The organism is Rhizobium sp. WSM409 (assembly GCF_057653825.1).
Genome location: NZ_CM172794.1, coordinates 623,540 through 641,135, shown reverse-complemented (window position 1 = coordinate 641,135; position 17,596 = coordinate 623,540). Strand labels below are relative to the sequence as shown.

Annotated in this window: 15 protein-coding genes and 1 pseudogene; 9 read left to right on the top strand and 7 right to left on the bottom strand. The window is 62.9% G+C overall.

Translation table 11 applies throughout. The features are described 5' to 3' along the window. Positions 1–7: 7 nt before the first annotated feature. Positions 8–137, top strand: a pseudogene (locus AC25BC_RS03040) (endonuclease domain-containing protein); the annotation flags it as partial. A 73-nt stretch (positions 138–210) separates the two neighbouring features. Here AC25BC_RS03040 and AC25BC_RS03035 read toward each other — a convergent pair. Continuing rightward, complete coding sequence (locus AC25BC_RS03035) at positions 211–2,145, bottom strand: methyl-accepting chemotaxis protein (RefSeq protein ID WP_128440056.1); 1,935 nt, start codon at positions 2,143–2,145, stop codon at positions 211–213. Positions 2,146–2,364: 219 nt separating this feature from the next. Then, entirely contained in the window at positions 2,365–3,363 is a 999-nt protein-coding gene (locus tag AC25BC_RS03030) for a DUF4424 domain-containing protein (RefSeq protein WP_012756283.1), read from the bottom strand. Between the two features lie 93 nt (positions 3,364–3,456). On the opposite strand from AC25BC_RS03030, the gene AC25BC_RS03025 reads away from it, so the two are divergent. The 3 genes from AC25BC_RS03025 to AC25BC_RS03015 are packed head-to-tail and all read left to right on the top strand — an operon-like array spanning position 3,457 to position 6,502. Beyond that, on the top strand, positions 3,457–4,242 hold the full coding sequence (locus tag AC25BC_RS03025; protein WP_244432242.1) for a TlyA family RNA methyltransferase: 786 nt from the start codon (positions 3,457–3,459) through the stop codon (positions 4,240–4,242). Next, positions 4,239–5,489, top strand: a complete 1,251-nt coding sequence (locus AC25BC_RS03020; protein WP_128440055.1) for a class I SAM-dependent RNA methyltransferase — start codon at positions 4,239–4,241, stop codon at positions 5,487–5,489. Before AC25BC_RS03025 ends, AC25BC_RS03020 begins: the two co-directional genes overlap by 4 nt. A 2-nt stretch (positions 5,490–5,491) precedes the next feature. Continuing rightward, on the top strand, positions 5,492–6,502 hold the full coding sequence (locus tag AC25BC_RS03015) for an MBL fold metallo-hydrolase (RefSeq protein WP_012756280.1): 1,011 nt from the start codon (positions 5,492–5,494) through the stop codon (positions 6,500–6,502). Positions 6,503–6,544: 42 nt separating this feature from the next. On the opposite strand, the gene AC25BC_RS03010 is transcribed toward AC25BC_RS03015, so the two are convergent. Further along, the gene (locus AC25BC_RS03010) at positions 6,545–7,300 is read right to left on the bottom strand and encodes a crotonase/enoyl-CoA hydratase family protein (RefSeq protein WP_012756279.1); all 756 of its coding nucleotides are present in this window, start codon (positions 7,298–7,300) and stop codon (positions 6,545–6,547) included. A gap of 9 nt (positions 7,301–7,309) precedes the next feature. Then, positions 7,310–9,088, bottom strand: a complete 1,779-nt coding sequence (locus tag AC25BC_RS03005; protein WP_012756278.1) for an acyl-CoA dehydrogenase family protein — start codon at positions 9,086–9,088, stop codon at positions 7,310–7,312. Positions 9,089–9,297: 209 nt separating this feature from the next. Here AC25BC_RS03005 and AC25BC_RS03000 point away from each other — a divergent pair, with 209 nt between their 5' ends. After that, on the top strand, positions 9,298–10,293 hold the full coding sequence (locus tag AC25BC_RS03000) for a transporter (RefSeq protein WP_012756277.1): 996 nt from the start codon (positions 9,298–9,300) through the stop codon (positions 10,291–10,293). 233 nt (positions 10,294–10,526) lie between these two features. Here AC25BC_RS03000 and AC25BC_RS02995 read toward each other — a convergent pair whose 3' ends face one another. The 3 genes from AC25BC_RS02995 to AC25BC_RS02985 all read right to left on the bottom strand — a co-directional run bounded on the left by AC25BC_RS02995 (position 10,527) and on the right by AC25BC_RS02985 (position 12,842). Continuing rightward, a complete protein-coding gene (locus tag AC25BC_RS02995) occupies positions 10,527–11,006 on the bottom strand; it encodes a BA14K family protein (RefSeq protein ID WP_017990466.1) in 480 nt (159 codons plus the stop codon). Positions 11,007–11,226: 220 nt separating this feature from the next. Next, positions 11,227–12,471, bottom strand: coding sequence for an aromatic ring-hydroxylating oxygenase subunit alpha (locus AC25BC_RS02990; protein ID WP_012756275.1), 1,245 nt, complete (start codon positions 12,469–12,471; stop codon positions 11,227–11,229). Positions 12,472–12,569: 98 nt separating this feature from the next. Next, the gene (locus tag AC25BC_RS02985; RefSeq protein WP_017993125.1) at positions 12,570–12,842 is read right to left on the bottom strand and encodes a hypothetical protein; all 273 of its coding nucleotides are present in this window, start codon (positions 12,840–12,842) and stop codon (positions 12,570–12,572) included. A 47-nt stretch (positions 12,843–12,889) separates the two neighbouring features. Here AC25BC_RS02985 and AC25BC_RS02980 point away from each other — a divergent pair, with 47 nt between their 5' ends. From AC25BC_RS02980 to AC25BC_RS02965, 4 genes are all read left to right on the top strand, one after another. Then, positions 12,890–13,498 (top strand): DUF6656 family protein, encoded by a 609-nt coding sequence (locus AC25BC_RS02980; RefSeq protein ID WP_003556968.1) that lies wholly within the window; start codon positions 12,890–12,892, stop codon positions 13,496–13,498. Between the two features lie 58 nt (positions 13,499–13,556). Beyond that, on the top strand, positions 13,557–14,531 hold the full coding sequence (locus tag AC25BC_RS02975; RefSeq protein ID WP_128440054.1) for an L-threonylcarbamoyladenylate synthase: 975 nt from the start codon (positions 13,557–13,559) through the stop codon (positions 14,529–14,531). A gap of 131 nt (positions 14,532–14,662) precedes the next feature. Then, positions 14,663–16,090, top strand: coding sequence for an FAD-binding oxidoreductase (locus tag AC25BC_RS02970; RefSeq protein ID WP_113545795.1), 1,428 nt, complete (start codon positions 14,663–14,665; stop codon positions 16,088–16,090). A 274-nt stretch (positions 16,091–16,364) separates the two neighbouring features. Then, positions 16,365–17,483, top strand: coding sequence for an IS4 family transposase (locus AC25BC_RS02965; RefSeq protein ID WP_017993194.1), 1,119 nt, complete (start codon positions 16,365–16,367; stop codon positions 17,481–17,483). Positions 17,484–17,596: the final 113 nt, after the last annotated feature.

Sequence of the window (17,596 nt, the reverse complement as noted above, 5' to 3'; positions counted from 1 at the left end):
GCGTGCCGTGTGGCCCCCTCATCCGCCCTACGGGCACCTTCTCCCCGCGGGGGAGAAGAGGGAATCGAGACGTCGCCGCAAATCTCTTCTCCCCCCGGGGAGAAGGTGCCGGCAGGCGGATGAGGGGGCTGCCCGGCAGGTCCTCTCAATAAAAAAGGCGGTGCATCACTGCACCGCCCGCTTCATTTAACGTCCCTTCGAAGGGCCTTCTCAGAACTCCGTCCAGTCTTCCTTCACGGCCGCAGCGGCTGCCTGTCTTCCGCCGAAAGCCTTGGCGACGGTGCGCGTCAAAGCGTGGGCCGGGGAGGCGACCGGGCGGGAGGTCGTGCCGGCAACGCTTGCGCGCGGCGTTGGAGCCACCTGGCCGAGCTTGAACTGGCGCAGCAGTTCTTCGAGGGCGTTTGCCTCCTGGGCGAGCGCATGGCTGGCCGCAGTCTGCTCCTCGACCATGGCCGCGTTCTGCTGCGTGCCCTGGTCCATGTTGTTGACGGCGGTGTTGATCTCCTGCAGGCCGATCGACTGTTCGCGCGTGGCGGTGACGATGGCACTGACATGGTGGTTGATCTCCTGCACCTCAGAGACGATGACCTCCAGCGCCTTGCCGGTCTCGCCGACGAGGCCGACGCCGGCAACGACTTGTTCGCCTGAGGTGGTGATCAGCGCCTTGATCTCCTTGGCCGCCTTAGCCGAGCGCTGGGCGAGCTCACGCACTTCCTGGGCGACGACCGCAAAGCCCTTGCCGGCATCGCCGGCACGAGCGGCTTCGACGCCTGCGTTCAAGGCCAAAAGGTTGGTCTGGAAGGCGATGTCGTCGATGACGCCGATGATGTTGGAGATTTCGCCGGAGGACTTCTCGATCTGTTGCATGGCGGAGACGGCCTTACGGACGACTTCGCCTGACTTTTCAGCACCGAGGCGGGCGCGCTCGACGAGATTGCCGACATCCTCGGCGCGCTTGGCGCTGTCGCGGACGGTCGTCGTCACTTCCTCGAGCGCTGCGGCCGTCTGTTCGACGGCGGCAGCCTGCTGCTCGGTGCGGTGGGCAAGATCGTCGGCGGCCGAGCGGATTTCGCCGGCGCCGGCATTGATCGCCGAAGCGTTGCGGCCGACCGATTGCAGTGCTGCCTGCAGCTTTTCGACAGCATGGTTGAAGTCATTGCGCAGGCTGTCATATTGCGACGCGAACGGCGTCTGGAGACGGCCGGCCATATCGCCATTGGCAAGCTCGGCAAGGCCGCCCGCCAGAGCGTCGATGGCATAGCGGATCTCGCCTTCCTCGCGCGCCTTCTGCTCGTCGCCTGCCCGGCGCTGGCGTTCGGCGTCGTCGCGCATGCGGTCGGTCTCGCCGGCAAGGCGCAGCTTCTCGATCGCCGCCTGCTTGAAGACCAGGACGGATTGAGCCATGCGGCCGATTTCGTCGCCGCGGTCGGTCGCGGGAACCTCGATGTCGTTCTGACCGCCGGCGAGGCGATCCATGGCCGCAGTCATGCCGACGACCGGGCGGACGATGGTGCGCGACATCAGCCAGGCGAGAACGGCAGCGGCAAGCGAGGCGAGGACGCCGCCGGCAAGCAGCGTCGTCTTCAGATCGCTGTTGGCATCGGCGCGGATCTCGGCGAGCGCGTTCGACTTTTCACGCGCGGTGGCCTTGATCTTGGCTGAGGCCTGGCGGAACCCGTCGAGCTGGCCCTTGGTGGCGTTGACGCCGATCTTGACGACCTCTTCGATCGGCATGTCGGTTTCCTTGCGAGCCTTGGTCTGCGGCTCGGCAAGTTCGTGGAAATAGAGGTCGGCGGCCTTCTGCATGCCGTCGATCATCTCGACCAGCTGCGGCTCGCCGGCGGCCGTCTGCTTGGCAGCGGCAATCGCCTTCAGCATGCGCTCGCGGTTGGTGAAGACATCGCCATAGGTGCTGTCGCTGCGGAAGAGGATGAAGCCACGCAGGTTGACGGCCTGCTCGAGCATTGCCTGCAGCGCATCGTCGATCTGGTTGACGAGCAGCTCGGACTTTTCCTGCTCAGCAGAAGCGGACGCGGACGCCGTCGCCTTGGAATAAACGAAAGTGGAAATGGCGACGAAAATGAGAATGAGGGCTGCGAACGTGGCCGCAAGTTTACCGTTCAAGGATATGTTTTTGGCGGACATCGGTGATTTCTCCTGACGACAGTCGACGCGGCGAAAGGCAGGTCGCACGAGACGCAACCGCCGGAATGTTTGAACTTGAGAACATGATCGGCGTGGAAACGCTTGCGCCTTCATGGCGCCGAGCGGCTTGGATGAACCGCTACAATCACGCTGAACCTATATGGCCAGGCTTTAAATTTGTTTAAATTTGTGCACCGCAACAGCGGCCGAGCCTACGGATTATTGTGCCGTTTCTGGAGGGTTGAGGATCAGGATGTCGAAATCCTTTGCGGGATCGAAATCCTGGGCCGTCATCCGGAAGGTGGTCGGGCCGATCTTCTGAACATTGCTGCCGCAGAAGCTTATGAGGCTGCCGGGCTTGCCCTTGTCGATCGTCAGCTGAAAGCGCTTGATCGGCCCCGCCCAGTTGGCGCCGGTCGACAGCACATAGGAGATCCAGCTTTCGGTATAGTTGGCGCCTCCGGCCTCGGCTTCCCGCGCACGCTGCTGGGCAACCCTGACGAAATCTCCGTCGAGGCAGTATTTGCGGGAATATTCCTCGAAGCGCTCACCCTTCGGCTCGCCACCTTCGAGAAAGCTGATGGCGACGGTGCCGCCGACGGCCGGCTTGTAACGGTGCGCGACGCTGACTTTCTTCTTTGCCGGGAAGGTGGTGCGCCACCAATAGGTCGAGCGCAGCGTCCAGAGCGGCACGAGATCGACCCCGGCGGCATCGCCGGCGCCCATGGGATAGACGAGGCCGCGGGCGATCCAGTCTTTGCGGACGGTTTCGGGGAGCTTGGCAAGCGCCTTGGTCGTCTTCTGGCTATAGGGCAGGACGGGAATGCCCTGCTTGGCGAACTCGTCGGTGACGTCGATGCCGAGCGAGACGACGCGCTGCTGCAGCTTGGCGGTGATCGGGCTGCCGTCCTGCACGGTGGAAAAATGCAGGAAATTATCGCTGTCATAATCGGAGATGGCGGAATTATTGTCGACCTGGCCCGATATGTCAGGCATCGGAAATGCGACCAGGCTTTCGACATCCTTGTCGGAGCTGTTCTCGAAGACGTAGTCGACACGCACTTCCGAAGCGGAGATGAAGAGATCCTCTTCCGCCATGCTGACATCGTCGGATTGGGCAAAGATCAGCCCGCCGGTCTTGACCTCGGCCATAGTGTCGTTCGCGAGCGCGGGCGATGCGATCCCCGCCGCGACAAGAAGAGTGAAGAGCTTCAGCATGGAACACCCCCGTGTCTGCGGCACGCCCCGCGATCGCCGCGGGGGGATTATCGCCGAAAGCTTTTGAGGGTCAATGACGGTCTTGGGAACAAAATGCTTGCAACCGGCGGCTTTGCCGGTCATGCACAGCCGATGTCAGATCAAAACACCCAACGTCTCGACCAGCTTCTCGTCTCCCTCGGCCTCTTTGCCAGCCGCTCACGCGCCCGCGACGCCGTGCAGCGCGGCACCGTCAAGATCGGCGGCCAGGTGGTCACGAAGGCCGGCGCGCTGTTTGGCGCGGACGCGGCCATCGAGATCGACGATCCGGCGCAGGACTATGTGTCGCGCGCCGCACTGAAGCTTGCCGCTGCCCTCGATCATTTCCGGCTCGATCCTGCCGGCCATCACTGTCTCGATGTCGGTGCCTCCACCGGCGGCTTCACCGAGGTGCTGCTGCAGCGCGGTGCCGCGCATGTCACCGCGATCGATGTCGGCCATGGGCAGATGCATCCGCGCATATCAGGCGATCCGCGCGTGACGAACAGGGAGGGCCTCAACGCCCGCAACCTGACGGCAGACGATATCGACCATCCCTCCACCTTCATCGTTTCCGACGTCTCCTTCATCACGCTGAAGCTGGCGCTCGCGCCGGCTCTTGAGATCGCCGAACCGGGCGCTGTCGCCGTGCTGCTGGTCAAGCCGCAGTTCGAGGCCGGGCGCGAAGCGATCGGCAAGGGCGGGATGCTGAAGGACCCCTCGTCTGCTCCCGCCGTTGCTGCAGAACTGGAGCGCTGGTTCGTCGAGGACATGGGCTGGAAAAGCCTCGGCCTCATCCCCTCCCCGATTTCCGGCGGCGACGGCAATCAGGAATTCCTTCTGGCAGGATTAAAACCGTGAGCACCGAAACCGTCACGATCGAGAAGCTCGGCGCCCAGGGCGACGGCATCGCCAGCAGCGCCGGCGGGCCTGTCTACGTACCCTTTTCCCTGCCAGGCGAAACCGTGGCGATTGCCCGGGTCAAGAGCCAGGGCACGATCATGTCGATCACGACGCCCTCGCCTGACCGGCAGGAGCCGCCCTGTCGGCATTTCGGTCCGGATGGTGTCAACGGCACCTGCGGCGGCTGCACGCTCCAGCATATGGCCGATGCGCCCTACCGCGCCTTCAAGCGCCAGCTGGTCATCGATGCGCTGAAATCCAAGGGTCTGACATCAGAGGTCGGCGAGATCGTTCCGGCCCGGCCGGGCGAACGGCGGCGTGTCGTCTTTGCGGCGCGCAAGACCGAGAAGGACATGCTGGTCGGATTCAACCAGGCCGAAAGCCACCATATCGTCGCCATCGAGGAATGTCCGATCTCGTCGGCAGGGATCATCGCCCGGCTGCCGGCGATCAGGGCGATTGCTGCATCGCTGGCGACCAGTGCCGAACCCTTCCGCGTCGCCGTGCTCGAAACGCTTTCCGGTCTGGACATCTCCGTCGACGACGTGAAGAAGCTCTCCGATCCGCAGCGACGCAAGGCGATCGAGACCGCGCTCAGCTTGCGCGGCATCGCCCGTGTTTCGCTGAACGGCGAAATCCTGGTCGAGCCGTCGAAGCCGATGGTCGAATTCGGCGGCATCCAGGTTTCACCACCGCCGGGCGGTTTTACCCAGGCGACCAAGCCGGCGGAAGAGGCGATGGCGGAGCTGGTCATTGCCCATACCGGCAAGTCGAAGCGGATCGCCGATCTCTTTGCCGGCTCCGGCACGTTTTCACTGCGGCTGGCGCGGATCGGCCGCGTGCACGCCGTCGAAGCCGAAGCAAAGGCGCTCGCAGCACTCGACCATGCCGCCCGCAACACGCAAGGGCTGAAGCCGGTCACCGTCGAAAAGCGCGATCTCTTTCGCCGTCCTTTGATGACGCAGGAGTTCAAGCCCTATGACGCCGTCGTCTTCGACCCGCCGCGCGCCGGTGCCGAGTTCCAGTGCCAGGAGCTCGCCCGCTCCGGCGTGAAGAAGATCGTGGCAGTCAGCTGCAATCCGCTAACGCTGGCGCGGGATCTGGCGATCCTCGTCGAGGGCGGCTACCGGATCACGCAAGTAACGCCGATCGACCAGTTCCTCTGGACCTCGCATGTCGAGGTGGTGGCGACGCTGGAGAAATAGGCGTGCCTGTCGGAAAGACCAAAAGACGCAACCCATACTATAACGGCCCAGTGTCCGATCACTTCGACGGCACGCATTTCTTCAATCCCGAAGGTATTGAGCCCCTTGGCTTCCGCGATCTGCTGCGGTGGCAATTCGGCGGTGGCCGTGAGCGCTGGCCTCAGTCGGTCCCAAGTCCGTACCCGGCGGCCAAGCCGGATCCATGCGTCGATGGCGAGGATCTGAGGGTGACCATGGTTGGTCATGCAACAATGCTCGTGCAGGTCGCTGGGCTCAATATCCTCACCGACCCGGTTTGGTCGGAGCGCGCGAGTCCCCTCGCTTTTGCCGGACCCAGGCGCGTCGTCCCACCGGGCATCGCGTTCGATGATTTGCCCCCGATTGATCTCGTGCTGGTGTCGCACAATCATTATGATCATCTCGATATCGCAACGCTCAGGCGGTTGGCTGCGAAGCATCGGCCGCTTGTCGTGACGCCACTTGGCAATGACACGATCATTCGCCGTGCCATGCCCGATATAGAGACGACATCGATGGACTGGGGCGAGCGCATTTCGCACGCCGGAATAAGCATTGATGCGGAGCCTGCACACCATTGGTCCGCCCGCGGAACCGCCGATCGGCGGATGGCACTTTGGGCGTCGTTCGTTTTATCGACTCCGGCCGGAAAAATTTATCACGTCGGTGACACGGGCTTTCACGACGGCATCAATTACAAAGCGGCACAGCAGAAACATGGCGGCTTTCGTTTGGCCATTTTACCCTTCGGCGCCTATGAGCCGCGCTGGTTCATGAAAGGGCAGCACCAGAATCCGCAAGAGGCGGTGATCGGAATGAAGTTGGCAAATGCGGCCTATGTGGCCGGGCATCACTTCGCCACGTTCCAACTGACAAATGAAGCGGTCGACGCGCCGGCAAGAGCGTTGCAAGACGCAATGAGCGAGCACGATATTCCCCCGGAGCGGTTCCGGCCACTCAGGGCCGGCGAAGTATTCAATGTGCCGGCGGTCTAATCGGTATCCGTTTGCTCCCGGACTGGTGCTACCAGGCGGCGCTCAGCGGCGCATGAAGGCTTCGAAGGCCGCCCGGGCCTCGGCACTTTTTAGCCGCGCGGAGAAATAGCGGGCCTCCTCGTCGATGCGGGCGATGATCTCGCCGCGATCGCCACGAATGAGGTCGCGGGCGATGCGCAGCGCCTCCGGCGGCTTGGCCGCGAGCTTTGCCGCCAGGCCAAGCGTCAGTGAATCGACCTCGCCTGGGTCGACGACCTTCCATACCAGGCCGGCTTCCTTGGCTTCTTCGGCGGAGAATGCTTCGCCGGCCGCCAGCAGGGCGAAGGCGCGCTGATGCCCCATCAGGCGCGGCGCGACGAGGCTGGAACCGGCCTCGGGCACCAGCGCCAGATCGACGAAGGGGGTGCGGAACTGGCTGCGACTGGAGGCGATGGTCAGGTCGCAATGGAGATGGATCGTCGTGCCGATGCCGATCGCCAGGCCGTCGACGCCCGAGACGACGGGTTTTTCGGCATTCACCAGCGCATAGAGGAAATCGAGGATTTCCTGCTCCAGGCCGCGGCCGCCCATCGCGGCAGCAAGAAAGTCGTTCATGTCGTTGCCGGCCGAAAAGCAGCCTTCGGTGCCGAGCAAAGCGGTGGCACGGATGCCGGGATTTGTGTTGGCGGCATTCAGCGCATCGGCCATGGTCCGGTACATGGCGCGGGTGATGGCGTTCTTCTTCTCCGGCCGATTGAAGCGGATAGACTGGACGCCGGGATGGGCGGAAGGCTGCTCGACGATGATGTGATCGGTCATTGGGTTTCCTCAGGCAAGCAGGATACGGGCGGCGGCAAGGCTTGCCGCGCCATTGACGACGCGGTCGCGCAGGGCTGCGGTCTCGGCAAGCAGGTTTTCGGCGGCGAAGCGGCAGAGCGCGATGCGGTTTTCACCTGCCCCATCGGCTGCCTCGGCGAGACCACCCTTGGCAAGATAACAGCCGGTGAGCACCAGCCCGAACAGGCGCTGATAGGGGGTGGCACCCGAGAGCGCCTCGGCGGTGCTGTTCTCGGCAAGCGTCTTCATCAGCCAGGCGGTCGCCTGTTCGAGATCGACGATCGCCGCGTCGAGCCTGACAGCGGTCTCGCCGAAACCATCGAGATTGGAGCGGCGGACGTCGTCGGCGATCTCTCTAAGCTCGGCGATGAAGCCCTTCACCTGATCGCCGCCGGAGAGCGGCAGCTTGCGGGTGACGAGGTCGATCGCCTGGATGCCGTTGGTACCCTCGTAGATCGGGGCGATGCGGGCATCGCGGAGATAACGCGCCGCACCCGTCTCCTCGATGAAACCCATGCCGCCATGCACCTGGATGCCGAGCGAGGCGACGTCGACGCCGGCATCCGTCGAAAAGGATTTGGCAATCGGCGTCAAAAGGGCGGCGCGCTCCTGCCAGTGGCGGCTGGAGTCACCTGCCCGGTGCGACATGTCGATCGCATGGGCGCAGACATAGGAGATGGCGCGCGCCCCTTGCGTCAGCGCCTTCATGGTGAGGAGCATGCGGGCGACATCGGGATGTTCGACGATCGGGCTCATGCCGGCACTGCCTGAACCCGGTGCCCTGCCCTGGGTGCGTTCCCTGGCATAGGCGAGCGCCTTCTGGGTGGCGGCCTCCGCGATCGCCACGCCCTGCATGCCGACGGCAAGGCGGGCATTGTTCATCATCGTGAACATGCAGGCCAGCCCCTTGTTCTCCTCGCCGACCAGCCATCCCACAGCGCCCTTTTCACTGCCGAATTTTCCGTCGCCGTAGATCATCGTGCAGGTCGGCGAGCCATGGATGCCGAGCTTGTGCTCCAGCGAATGGCAGAACAGATCATTGCGGGGCCCAAGCGAGCCGTCGTCGTTCACCAGGAATTTCGGCACCAGGAAGAGCGAGATGCCGCGTGTGCCGGCCGGCGCATCCGGCAGGCGGGCGAGCACCAGATGGATGATGTTGTCGGCCGCGTCATGCTCACCCCAGGTGATGAAGATCTTCTGGCCGAACAGGCGGTAGCTGCCGTCATCGCGGCGCTCGGCGCGGGCTTTCAGCACGCCGAGATCGGAGCCGGCATGCGGCTCCGTCAGGTTCATGGTGCCGGTCCATTCGCCGGAGACCATCTTTTCCAGATATGTGTCTTTCAGCGCAGCACTGCCATGGGTGCTGACCGCCTCGATGGCGCCCATCGTCAGCGTCGGAGCGAGCGCAAAGGCCATGGAACCGGAATTCCACATTTCGAGTGCTGCGACATTCAGCATATGCGGCAAGGCCTGGCCGCCGAAAGCTTCGGGCGCCGTCAGGCCGTTCCAGCCGCCGGCAATCCAATGGCGATAGAGATCGCGCCAGCCATCCGGCAGCCTGACCTCGCCATCGATCAGGCGGGCGCCCTGGCGGTCGCCGATGTCGGCAAGCGGCGCCACTTCCTCTGTGGCAAAACGCCCGGCCTCGGCCAGGATGGCATCGACCAGATCTTCGCCGAGATCGCCGAGCATCCCTTTTGACATCGCCTCGCCCATGCCCGCGACATGCTTCAACGTGAACGCGATTTCCTCGACGGGCGCCTTGTACATGGTTTTTCCTCCGCGGACCGGCCTCGCTCGCGGCAAAGCCCCTCCGAGGCAAGGGCTAATTGATTTTTACGTAAACGTCAATTTCGATTTCTTCGACCGGTATGCGATAAATCGCCCGGCATGACGCTTTGTTCTTGCACCGTTGGACAAATGGACGTCATGAACAAACTCTAAGGGAAGACATCGCCTTCGCAAAGGACCGGCGAACAATGGACACATTGCCCGTCAACATACCCGGTTTCGTCTGGGCCTATCGCTTCTCGCCCGAAGAAAAGACCGCGGTGCGGCTGAACAACAGTGCGACGGTGGCGGAACTGACCGCCGACAACTGTTTCTACTGGCTGCATCTCAACCTTGTCGACGCCCGCGTGCCGGCCTTGCTCGATACGCTGGACGGGCTGACGGAGGACGCGAAATCGGCGCTGACGACGCGTGACACACATGCGGCCATCACCGTCGACGAGCAGATGCTCTACGGCACGCTCGTCGATTGCCAGCGCGATTTCGCCGAGGATACCAACAATCTCGGCTGGCTGCATTTCGCCATGTCCGACCGCTTCCTCATCACCACAAGGCTGCAGCCGCTGCGCAGCGTCGAGCGGGCGCGGGCGCTGATCGATAGGAATCCGGGCAAATTTTCCCGGCCGGTCGATCTCTTCGAACTGCTGGTGATCGAGTTCCAGCGCACGCTGATCGCGATCGTCATCGAGCTCACCGAGGAGCTGAACCAGATCGAGGATATCGTCTACGACAGCGCGCAGCGCGACGAACGCCGACGCCTGGCGCCGGTGCGGCGCACCGTGGTCAGGCTGCATCGGCATCTGCGCACCGTGCTGGCGCTGATGCGCCGGGCGGCGGCGGCCGACGACGACGAGATGCCCTTCGGCTTCGACGACGTGGCGCGGCGGCTGACGAGCCGGCTGGAAACGGTCGACCACGATATCTATGCGCTGCAGGACCGGGCACGCCTGTTGCACGAAGAAATCGATTCGAAACAATCCTCCGAAACCAACCGCCACCTCTATCTGCTGTCGATCATGACGGCCTTCCTGCTGCCGCCGACGCTGGTGACCGGCTTCTTCGGCATGAACACGGCAAACCTGCCCTTCGCCGTCGGCGACTACGGCACGGAATACGCCGTCGTCCTCATCGTCGGCTCCATTGCCTTTGCCTGGTGGTTGCTGAGGAGAGTGGATATTCTTTGAGGGTGAAGTTTTCGGCATTCTGAGGGCGCGCAGCCCCTCATCCGGCTGCCGCCACCACCGGGGTCGAGCCACGGGTCTCGACCCGTCCTTCGGACCCCCGCGCGCGGGGAGAAGGGGATGTGCCGCCACATCTCCGTTCCCACCAACCTCTCGCGGGGCACGTCCCCTCTCCCCGTTTTTACGGGGAGAGGGTTAGGGTGAGGGGCAGACGTTTCTTGAGAACAGCACGTTTATCAATACGGCGAATAGCACTGCTGGCGCGGGCCGTTATAGGGCTGGAACGTGTTGTCGTAGGCGCGATAGGACCGGTAGCGGTTGGCGCACCAGGCGACGTGGCTCGAACCCATGCGGGGCGCAGGCTCGACGTAACGCGGCTGCGCGACGATAGCGCCGCCGATCACCGCGCCGGCGCCGAAGGCGGCGAGCGGATACCAGTAGCCGTTATAACGGCGGTATCCCGGGCGGTAATAGGAATAGCCGCGATAGCCGCCGTAATAACCGGGCCGGTAATAGGCGCCGGGACGATAGCCAGGCCGGTAGCCAGGACGGTAACCGGGGCGATAATAGCGGCGGTACTGCACGTTCTCGACGGCGGAGGATTTTTCCACCTGCGGGGCGGTGGGCATCTGGATTGCCTGCGACGGCGCAAAGCCCGTCAGCACCACGGCGGCCGCCAGAACTGCGGTCGCGATCTTGTTACTCAAACCGAACATTCTTCTCTCCCATTCAACAGCGATAACTGCCTGCCCAGCAACGCTTTCGTGCCGGAATGGTTCCGAAAGCGGCCGGGGGCCAACTGCTTTCGTATGTGTACAGAAATCGATCTGAACCGGGCATTAACCGGGAGGCCGATGATGTCGCCCGGAACGCACTTCAGTCCTTTGTTCATGCATGCCGTTATCCCGGAACCGTAACAGTTCCGGGCTACATGCATTAGGCCACGGCGGAAATTTTCGCCTGGTCACCCTGCAGACGGTTCACCATGAAGTTCGAATACCATTCGAGGAACTGCATGACGCCGCCCTCGTGCAAGGCGGAATAGGGGCCGGGTTCATAGGCGGGCGAGTGAATGCCGAAGGCGTTTTCCTCGACGATGCGGCGATCCTGATCGTTGGTCTCGGTCCAGACGTGGGTCAGTTCTTCGAGATTATAATCCACGCCTTCGACGGCATCCTTGTGGACGAGCCACTTGGTCGTCACCGCTGTCTCGTTGGCGCTGAGCGGCAGCACGCGGAAGGAGATGGCGTGGTCACCGAGCAGGTGGTTCCACGTCGTCGGGTAGTGGAAGAGCAGCATGGCGCCGATATGGCTGATCGAAATATCGTCGGAGAGCTGGCGCTGGACGGCGCGCTTGCCCGACATGGTGTAGCTCTCGGCATCCTCGATCAGCGGCATGCGGGCGGTGCGGAACTGGCCGTCCGGCGAAATCTGGAACTTGCTCGGCAGGCCGGCGGCCTCGCAGCGCGCCCAATGGCCGGCGATCTCGGGATCGTCGGCGCCGCCATCCGTGCCGGTGACGCTCGGGGCTTCGGGATAGGTGCGGCAGAGCTCGGGATGATTGGCGGCGCAGTGATAGCACTCGCGGTTATTTTCCCAGACAAGCTTCCAGTTGCCCTTCTCGATAATCGTGCTCTGGAAGGCGACCTTGCTCTCACTGATCCGGTGCGGCGCGACATAGGGTTCGATCTTGTCGCGCACCGGCTGGAAATCCGGGGCGGTGTTGGCAAGGCAGATGAAGACATAGCCTGCAACGATCTCGCAATGGACGGGCTTCAGGTTGAAGCCGGTCTTGTCGAAATCATCGCCCATGTGGCGAGCAAAGGCGAGCTTGCCTTCGAGATCATAGGTCCATTGATGATAGGGACAGACGAGACGCACGGAGGAGCCGTGCTCCTTGGTGCAGACGCGCGAGCCGCGATGGCGGCAGCTGTTGTGGAAGGCGCGGATGACATTGTCGCGGCCGCGGACGATGACGACAGGATAGCTGCCGATCTGAACGGTGAAATAAGCGCCCGGCTTCGGCAGCTCGCAATCATGGCCGATGAACAGCCAATCGCGATAATAGATCATCTCCATGTCGAGCTGGAAATAATCCTCGTCGATATAGAACGGCTGTTCGAGGCTGAAGCCCTCACGGCGGCTCTTGAGCTGACGCAAAACGTTGCTGCGAATATCCATCTTCATGTCCTCGTGCACCCGGTGCCGCCTTCGAGTGGGAAGGCCGGCGGAAGCGCGCCCGCGTCCTTCTCCTTCGGGAGAATTGTTCATGGCGTCATTTAAGCACCGAGCTTGCCTGCCGCTTGGTTGTAATGCGACATCGGCTTCGAAATTGACGACAGGATGCGGCAAGGCTTAAGGCTGCCCATCCCCGTCGATGACATCGCCCGACTCTCCGGGCAATTATCGTCAATTGCGACATGGCGTAAAGACCCGCTCCGCAAAGAGGTCGGCTGCCTGATATCGATATCAGTCGCGTTTGCGACACCTGCCGGCATTTGCCCCTCAGGCATCCGGCTGCCGCGGCCGTTTTTTAACATCGCCTTAAGCATACGGTCCTATCCTGCTGCTGATTCAGACCGACCGAAGAACGCGAACCATGGCCAAACTCCGTTATTTCGACGCGAAAGAAGCAGGTAAACTGCAAGAGCCGCAGCTGATTGCCGCGCATTCCGAATTTTTGCGCACCGGCCGCATCCCCCGCGAGAGGCGGCACTGGCTGGCCGAGGAAAAACGCTATTTCACCCATGATGAGGTCGCGGCAAAGACCGGCCGCAAGCTGCAGGTGGCCGGCGAAAAGACGCATCAGCACATCAACGGCTTTCACCACTCGATCCAGTTTCCGAAGATGATCTTTCACCGGACGCTGGAGGACAGCCCGCATCTCGGCTATTGCCACGTCACCGCCGCGCGGACGAAATTCGCCCATTACGAAGAGGTCAGCTGGGCCTTCTACATCTCCAATTTCTATTCCGACATCGGCGAGAACGATAATTTCTTCGAGCGCATCGATGTCGGTTATTCCCGCATGTATTTCGCCGTCGCGATCAAACCCGGCGAAAACTCCGCCGAAAAGATGACCATCGACCGGTCGGTGCGCGGCAACGGCCTGCTCTTCCGCACCCATGATCCGCAGGCAGCGATCCGCAACATCCTCTTGCTCGGCGCCCGCAACGAACAGCTGCGCGAAATCATCCGGCAGCTTTAAGCGATTGATCGCGGGCGGCGGAAAGCCTAATGACTGCCAAGACTAACACGGGCAGGACATGGCACGCACGATCGATATCACGGCAGACAGGCAGGCAGCGCTGGAGGCGGCCTCCGCCGCCCTTGCCGACGGCTTTGCCATCGCCATCCCGACAGAGACCGTCTACGGCCTGGCGGCCGACGCCACAAATCCTGCAGCCATCACCCGCATCTACGAGACAAAAGGACGGCCGCGCTTCAATCCGCTGATCTGCCATATGGCCGACCTCGCCATGGCCGAAGAGCATGCCGAATTCGACCCGGTCTCACGGGCGCTCGCCAGAGCCTTCTGGCCCGGGCCGCTGACCCTGGTACTGCCGCTGAAGCCTCTGAGTTCGATCCATTCGCTGGCGATCGCCGGGCTCGACAGCGTCGGCATCCGTGTGCCGAAGGGTTTCGCAGGCGCGTTGATAGGCGCCTTCGGACGGCCGCTCGCAGCCCCCAGCGCCAACACCTCAGGCGGGGTCAGCGCCACGAGTGCCGCCCATGTCGAAGCCGATCTCGGGGCAAGAATCCCATTGATCCTCGATGCGGGCCCAAGCGCCGTCGGCGTCGAATCGACGATCGTCAAGGCAGAGGGCGGCCGGCTGAGGCTGCTTCGCCCGGGTGGACTGGCGGCGCGCGAGATCGAGCGCGTCGCAGGCCAACCGCTGCTGCGGGCGAGAACGGCATCGGCGGCGATCGAGGCGCCAGGCATGCTCGCCTCGCATTATGCGCCGGGTGCTTCCGTGCGTCTCAATGCGACGGCGGTAGAACCCGGTGAGGCACTGATTGCCTTCGGCAGTGCTGCGGTCTCCGGCGCGGAGAGTGCACGGATCGTGCTTGATCTCAGCCCGCGCGGCGATCTGGCAGAGGCGGCGGCCAACCTTTTCGACTACATGAAGCGGGCCGATGCCAGCGGCGCCCAGAGCATCGCCTTTTCGCCGATTCCCGAGGAGGGGCTGGGCGAGGCGATCAACGACCGGCTGCAGCGGGCAGCTGCACCCCGCGACTGAAAAGACCTGCTGCATAATTCCTAAATCGGAATCGATTTAGGAATTATGCAGCAATTCAAAGTGCTACAGCGTCCTAAGCGCGTCTGAAAAGACGCGCGGCGCTGTAGATGACGATGGAGGACCGAGCCCGAATGAGCATTTCCACCGAACTCCTCGATCGCTTCGCTGCCATCGTCGGCGAAAAATACGCGCTGCGTAGCGAGGCCGATCTTGCACCGCATCTGATCGAAAACCGCGGGCTTTATCACGGCTCCTCCCCGCTCCTCCTGAAGCCCGGCTCGGTCGAGGAGGTCTCTGATATCATGAAGCTTGCGACGGAGACCGGAACGGCGATCGTGCCGCAGACCGGCAATACCGGCCTCGTCGGCGGCCAGACGCCGCGTCAGGGCAAGTCCGATATCATCCTGTCGCTCGAGCGGATGAACAAGATCCGAGATGTCGATCCGGTGGCGAACGTGCTGGTGGCCGATGGCGGCGCCATCCTGGCCGAGGTGCAGAAGGCAGCCGAGGCGCATGGGCGGCTTTTTCCGCTGTCGCTCGGCTCGGAGGGTTCTTGCCGCATCGGCGGCAACCTTTCCACCAATGCCGGCGGTACGGCCGTGCTTGCCTATGGCAATATGCGCCAGCTCTGCCTGGGCCTCGAAGTGGTGTTGCCGACCGGCGAGATCTGGGACGGTTTACGCCGCCTGAAAAAGGACAATACCGGTTACGACCTGCGCGATCTCTTCATCGGCGCCGAGGGCACGCTCGGCATCATCACCGGCGCGGTGCTCAAGCTCTTTCCCCAGCCGCTCGGCCATCAGGTGGCCTTCGCCGGCTTGAATTCGGTGACGGATGCGCTTGCCCTCTTCAACCTGGCCTCCAGCCTCTGCGGCGCCTCGCTGACCGGTTTCGAGCTGATGCCGCGTTTCGGGGTCGAGATCACCACACGCCACATCGACGGCGTGCGCGATCCGCTGGAAACGGCCTATCCCTGGTATGTGCTGATCGACATTTCGACGTCGGATTCGGCCGAGACGGCGGAGCGGATGATGAACGGGGTGCTGGAACAGGGTTTCGAGGCCGGGCTGGTGCTGGATGCCGCAATCGCCGCATCGGTAGCGCAGCAGAAGGCGATCTGGCACATGCGAGAAAGCATGTCGGATGCCCAGAAGCCGGAAGGTGGGTCGATCAAGCACGATGTTTCCGTGCCGGTGTCGAGGATCCCGCATTTCATGGCCGAGGCCGAAGAAGCGGTCATGGCGGCGATGCCGGGCGCCCGCATCTGCGCCTTCGGCCATATGGGCGACGGCAATATTCATTACAATATTTCCCAGCCGCTCGGCGCCGACAAGGCCGCCTTCATCGCTCGCTGGCGCGAGATGAACCACATCGTACATGGGCTGGTGTTGGCGCATGGCGGCTCGATCTCGGCCGAGCACGGCATCGGCCAGCTGAAGCGGGATGAACTGGCGGCGATCCGTCCAACGATTGAAATCGAGCTGATGCGCCGCATCAAGCGCGCCTTCGATCCCGCCGATATCATGAACCCGGGAAAGGTTGTCAGCCTCGATCCGTGAGCGCGACGATCGGGGTATTTCCCGATGGTTGAGAGCGGCAGTTCAATGTCATCTTCTGCTACTCGGCCCAAGAGATCGCCGATGCCGGCCCCTCATCCGGCTGCCAGCACCTTCTCCCCGTAAACGGGGCGAAGACAAGCCGCGACCTTTCCGTTCCTCGCTCACCTCTCGCAGGGCACGTCCCCTCTCCCCGTCAGAACGGGGAGAGGGTTAGGGTCATATGCGCTAGGTTTAGCCCTGGACATAAGGAATCTGGTTGTGATTCAAGCTTTGGATGAAGATTCGTCCTGAGGTTTTGGATCATTGGCCGGAAGTGCGCGAGCGGCTTCCGGCGGGTTTTGACTTGGAAGCAACGGCGCGGTTGCGCGGTGCTTTTACGCGGGTGCGGGAAATCAAGAATGCCGAGACGCTGTTGCGGCTGGCACTTGCCTATGGCGGCCTTGGCATGTCGCTACGCGAGACCTGTGCATGGGCCGAAGCGGGCGGGATCGCCCGTTTGTCAGACCCATCGCTGCTTGAGCGGCTGTGCAAAGCGGCGCCTTGGCTTGGCGACATCGTGGCCGCGCTGATTGCCGAACAGGCCAAAGTGCCGACGGGGCGCTTTGCGGGATATCGCTTGCGTGTGCTCGATGGAACGTCGATTTGCCATCCAGGCGCTGACCGCACGACATGGCGGTTACATGTCGGCTACAACTTGGCAACGGCTCAGGTCGATCAGCTTGAGTTGACCGACATCCATGGTGCCGAGAACCTTCAGCGCCTTACCTACGCACCCGGCGATATCGTGCTGGCCGATCGCTACTATGCAAGACCGCGCGACCTGCGGCCGGTGATCGACGCCGGTGCAGACTTCATCGTGCGGACCGGCTGGAACTCGTTGCGCCTGTTGCAGACGAATGGCGAGCCCTTTGATCTGTTTGCCGCACTCGCCGCTCAGCAAGAGCAGGAAGGCGAGGTGCAGGTTCGTGTCCACGAAGGCATGACGGGGACGCCGCCACCACCGCCGCTGGCCCTGCGCCTCATTGTCCGACGCAAGGATCCGCAACAGGCCCAAGCCGAGCAGGAGCGTCTGCTCAAAGCCGCCCGCAAGCACGGCAAAAAACCCGATCCGCGCAGTCTCGAGGCGGCGAAGTACATTCTGCTGCTGACCTCGCTGCCGGCCACCACCTTCCCGCCGGCCGATATCCTCACCCTCTATCGCTTCCGCTGGCAAATCGAGCTGGCGTTCAAACGGTTCAAGAGCCTGGCCGGCCTCGACAGCTTGCCGGCCAAGAAGCCGGAACTGGCCCGGGCATGGCTCTACGCCAGACTGATCGTCGCCATCATCGCCGAACAGATTGCCGGGCAAGTCCCGGACTCTCCCCCCTCTGGATGTGGCAACCCCACTGGCTAGCCCCCCATTGGCAAGCCCATCGCGCTGGCGTCTCATGAAGATCGCCCTGGCCACCATTTGCGCCGCCATCCGCGGACCACTTCTGTGGCAGGCCGTCTGTAATCTCGTCACGC